Origin of the sequence: Streptosporangium sp. NPDC023825, assembly GCF_040639575.1 — a bacterium.
In the GTDB taxonomy this organism is placed as follows: domain Bacteria; phylum Actinomycetota; class Actinomycetes; order Streptosporangiales; family Streptosporangiaceae; genus Streptosporangium.
Genome location: NZ_JBFAAE010000133.1, coordinates 1 through 5,168, shown reverse-complemented (window position 1 = coordinate 5,168; position 5,168 = coordinate 1). Strand labels below are relative to the sequence as shown.

The following is a 5,168-nucleotide window of genomic DNA, read 5'->3' as shown; positions in this document are numbered from 1 at the left end:
AGGGCCCTGACCAGCGTCCGGGCCTCGTCGCGATCCTTACGCGCGACCGCCACGAACGTTCCGTCCTCGACACTCTGCTGAGCCAGCGCGGTCAGCGTCGAATCCGGGCCGACCTCCACGAACACGTTCGCCTGGCAGGCCACCACCCCGTCGGCGAAGCGCACCGCCTCGCGCACATGCCGCACCCAGTACGCCGGGTCGGTCAGCAGACCCGGCTCGGCAGGCCGGCCCGTCACGTTGGACACCACCGGGATGCTCGGCTCACTGAAAGTCAACCCGGAGACGACCTGCTCGAACTCCGCCAGCATCGGCTCCATCAGGGGCGAGTGGAACGCGTGCGAGACCCGCAGCCTGCGCGTGCGGGCACTTGTCAGGGCGGCGATCTCCTCCACCGCGTTCTCACTGCCGGAGATCACCACGGCCTCCGGCCCGTTGACCGCCGCGATGCCGATGTCCTGGCGTCCTTCCAGCAGCGGAAGGATCTCCGCTTCGGGGGCGGCGACGGCCAGCATCGCCCCGCCTTCCGGAAGGGCCTGCATCAACCGGGCGCGAGCGGTGACGAGGGCGCACGCGTCGGGCAGCGACAGCACGCCCGCCACGTGAGCGGCCGCGATCTCTCCCACCGAGTGGCCGACCAGCACGTCCGGGGTGATGCCGAACGAGGCCAGCAGCCGGTACAGGGCTACCTCGAAGGCGAACAGCGCCGGTTGAGTCATCCCCGTCTCGGCCAGCACGCCGTCGGGGTCGGAGAACATCACCTGGCGCACGGGGTGTGGAAGCAGCGCGCAGACCTCGTCCAGCGCCTCGGCGAACACCGGAAACGCGGAGGCCAGCTCACGGCCCATGCCCACCCGCTGGCTGCCCTGACCGGCGAACAACATCGCCAACCTGGCTCGCCCGCGCACCTGCCCGGACTCGACCACCGACTCGCCCGGCTCGCCCTCGGCCAGTGCCGACAGCGCCTCCAGCAAGCCGGTACGGTCCGCGCCGACCACCGCCGCGCGCTGCTCCAGCAGCGCCCGGCCCGTCGCCAGCGACCAGCCGACATCCGCCACGTCCAGCTCCGGCCGCTTCAGCATCCAGGACCTGAGCTGCCGCGCCTGTGCCCGCAGCGCCGCCACCGACTTTCCGGAGAGCAGCCACGGGACGGCGGGCAGGGCCTCGCCCGGCTCCCTGTCCGGTTCGGCCGGAGACTCCTCCAGGACGACGTGCGCGTTCGTGCCGCTGATCCCGAAGGAGGACACCGCCGCCCGGCGCGGGCCGTTCTCCGGCTCCCAGGGACGGGCCTCGGTCAGCAGTTCCACCGCGCCCGCCGACCAGTCGATGTGCTCCGACCGCTCCTCGGCGTGCAGGGTCTGCGGCATGACGCCGTTGCGCAGCGCCATCACCATCTTGATCACACCGGCCACGCCGGCGGCCGCCTGCGCGTGGCCGATGTTCGACTTGATGGAACCCAGCCACAGCGGCCGGTCCTCCGGCCGGTCCTGACCGTAGGTGGCGATCAGCGCCTGCGCCTCGATCGGGTCACCCAGCACCGTTCCGGTGCCGTGCGCCTCGACCAGGTCGACGTCGGCGGGTGAGAGGTTCGCGTTGGACAGCGCCTGGCGGATCACCCGCTGCTGCGAGGGACCGTTCGGCGCGGTCAGCCCGTTGCTCGCGCCGTCCTGGTTGACCGCGCTGCCCCGCAGGACCGCGAGGACCTGGTGGCCGTTGCGCCGCGCGTCCGACAGCCGCTCGACCAGCAGCATGCCCACACCCTCCGAGAGGCCGACGCCGCCTTCCGCCTGGGCGAACGCCCGGCAGCGGCCGTCCGGCGAGAGGTTGCGCTGCCGGGCGAACTCGATGAACGTCCACGGGGTGGCCATCACCGTCACACCGCCCGCCAGGGCCAGGTCGCAGTCGCCCGAGCGCAGCGCCTGCGCCGCCAGGTGCAGCGCGACCAGCGACGACGAGCACGCGGTGTCCACGGTCATCGCGGGTCCCTCGAACCCGAAGGTGTAGGACACCCGCCCGGAGGCGACGCTGCCGGAGTTGCCGGTGCCGATCAGGCCCTCCAGCTCCTCCGGTATGGAGGTGAGCTGGCTCGCGTAGTCGTGGTACATCACCCCGGCGAACACGCCCGTCCGGCTTCCTCGCAGGCCGTGCGGGTCGATTCCCGCACGCTCGATCGCCTGCCAGGAGCTCTCCAGCAGCAGGCGCTGCTGCGGGTCCATGGCGACGGCCTCGCGCGGGCTGATCCCGAAGAAGCCGGGGTCGAACTCGGCGGCGTCGTACAGGAAACCGCCGTGCCTGGCGTAGGAGGTGCCGCGGTTGCCGGGGTCCGGGTCGTACAGTTTCTCCAGATCCCAGCCCCGGTCGGTGGGGAACTCGCCCACCGCGTCGCCCGCCTGCGCCACGAGCCGCCACATGTCCTCCGGCGATTCGACCCCGCCGGGATAGCGGCAGGCCATGCCGACGATCGCGATGGGCTCGTCGTCTCCGGTCGAGACCCGGGAGGTGACCGCGATCTCCCGCTTGCCGAGCAGCTCGCCGGACAGGAACGGGACGAGCACCGCCTGGGTCGGATAGTCGAAGATCAGCGTGGCCGGCAGCCGCATGCCGGTGACCTGGCTGAGCCGGTTGCGGAACTCCACCGCCATCAGCGAGTCGAAGCCGAGCTCCTGGAAGGAGATGCCGTCGTCGAGTGCGGACGCGTCGGCGAATCCGAGGACCACGGCCAGCTGGTCGCGTACCAGGTCCTCCAGCACGGCCCGCTGACCGGCGGGAGGCAGGCTCGCCAGCTGCTGCTTCAGGGTGGCCGCGGCCTCCGAGGCCGCCGTCACCACCCGCCTGGCGGGAGCGGACACCAGGCCGCGCAGCAGCGGTGGCAGCGAGTCCGCGTGAGTACTGAGGACCTTGAAGTTGAGCTGGGCCGGGAGCAGCGTGGCCCGTCCCGTGTCGAGTGCGGCGTCGAAGAGGGCCAGGCCGTCCTCGGCGGTCAGCGGTTCGACACCGGAGCGCGCGAGGCGCCGCAGGTCGGCTTCGTCCAGGTCGGCCAGCCCGCCGATCGCCCACAGGCCCCAGGCCAGCGAGGTGCCCGCCAGTCCCTGTGACCTGCGGTGCTCGGCCAGCGCGTCGAGGAAGGCGTTGGCAGCGGCGTAGTTGCCCTGCCCGGGACCGCCCAGCACCCCGGCCATCGAGGAGAAGAGGACGAACGCCGACAGGTCCAGCTCCCGGGTCAGCTCGTGCAGATACCAGGCCGCGTCGGCCTTGGGCCGCATGACCCCGTCCAGCCGCTCGGACGTCAGCGCGGTGATCACACCGTCGTCCAGGACACCGGCCGCGTGCACCACACCGCTCAGCGGCTGCCCGGCCGGAATCGCCGCGATCATCCCGGCCAGCGCGTCCCGGTCACCCACGTCGCACGCCGCGACACTTACCTGAGCACCCAGTTCGGTCAGCTCCGCCACCAGCTCGGCGACACCCGGGGCCCGCTCGCCGCGCCGGCCGGCCAGCAGCAGGTGCTTGACCTGGTAGGTGGCGGCCAGATGCCTGGCCACCAGCGCGCCCAGGCCGCCGGTGCCTCCGGTGACCAGCACCGTGCCCTCCGGCCCGAACACCGGAGCACGCTCCTCCTCGACCGGCGCCACCACCGTGCGCACCAGCCGCGGCATCCACACCGCGCCGGCCCGCACCGCGACCTGCGCCTCACCCGAGGCGAGCGCCTGACCGATCGTGCCCTCGTCGAGGGATTCGGTGTCCAGGTCCAGCAGCACGAACCGGCCAGGCTGCTCCGCCTGCGCCGCCCGCACCAGACCCCACACCGCCGCCTGCGCCGGATCCGGCGCCTCATCCGCGACCGCCACCGCACCCCGCGTCACCACCACCAGCCGCGAGGAGGCGAACCGCTCCTCGGCCAACCACCCCTGCACCACGTCCAACGCCTCGTGCACCCCGGCCGACACCTCGACCAGCACACACTCCGCGATCTCGGCATCCGGTGAACCGTCCAGCGAATCGGCCACCACCCACCCGGGCACCCCCGCGGAAGCGGCCGGAGCCGCACTCCACTCGACGTGGAACAGCTTGTTCCTGAGTCCTGCGGTGCGGTTGGCCTCCGGCTGACCGATGGAGACCGGGCGTACGGCCAGCGACGCGACCGTCGCCACGGGCAGGCCCGCGGTGTCCATCAGCTTGATCGAGACCGCGCCCTGGGCGATCAGCGAGATCCTGACACGGAGCTTCGTGGCTCCGGAGGCGTGCAGCGCCACCCCGTTCCAGGCGAACGGCAGGGAGGGCCGGCCCGGTTCGGAATCGGTCGCGAACCCGCCGAGGGCGGTGGCGTGCAGGGCGACGTCGAACAGCGCCGGGTGCAACCCGAACCTGGCGGCGTCCCGTGCCATGTCCTCGGGCAGCGCCAGTTCGGCGAAGACCTCGTCGCCCTTGCGCCACGCGGCCCGCAGCCCGCGGAAGGCGGGACCGTAGCCCAGGCCGATGGCGGCGAAGTCGTCGTACAGCCCGTCCATGCCGACGGCCTGCGCGCCCTCCGGGGGCCAGATCTCCTCGGCTTCCGGTACGACCACGCCGGCGCGGGCCAGTGTTCCCGCGGCGTTCTGGGTCCAGGGCTCGTCCTGCGCGTCGTGCGGGCGGGAGTAGATCCCCAGCTGCCGGCGTCCGTCCTCGTCGGGCGCGCCGACGGCCACCTGGAGCTGGACGGCCCCGCGCTCCGGCAGGAACAGCGGCGCCTGCAGCGTCAGCTCCTCCAGCAGGTCGCAGCCGACCTCGTCGCCCGCCCGTACGGCCAGCTCCACGAGGCCGGTGCCGGGCAGCAGCACCTGCCCGTTGACCGCGTGGTCGGCCAGCCACGGGTGCGTGGCGATCGACACGCGTCCGGTGAGCACCGCCGCTCCGCTCTCCGCGAGCCCGGTGGACGCGCCGAGCAGCGGGTGCCCGGTGGCCCGGAGCCCGAGGCTCTCGGCGTCGCCCGCGCCGCCCGTCTCCAGCAGCCAGTAGCGCTGGTGCTGGAAGGCGTAGGTGGGCAGGTCGACGGCGCCGGGGTGGGCCGGGGCGATGACCCGCTCCCAGTCGACGTCACCGCCGCGCACCCACAACTCGGCCGCGCTCGTCCACAACCGGCGCGGCCCGCCGTCATCACGCCGCAACGAGCCCACCACCACACAGGCATCGGC

At 72.9% G+C, this 5,168-nt stretch carries 1 protein-coding gene; it reads right to left on the bottom strand.

Going from position 1 to position 5,168, the window contains the following annotated elements:
- On the bottom strand, window positions 1–5,141 hold a 5,141-nt coding region (locus AB0G15_RS43290; RefSeq protein ID WP_362851532.1), incomplete at its 3' end, for a type I polyketide synthase.
- Between the last annotated feature and the right edge of the window lie 27 nt (window positions 5,142–5,168).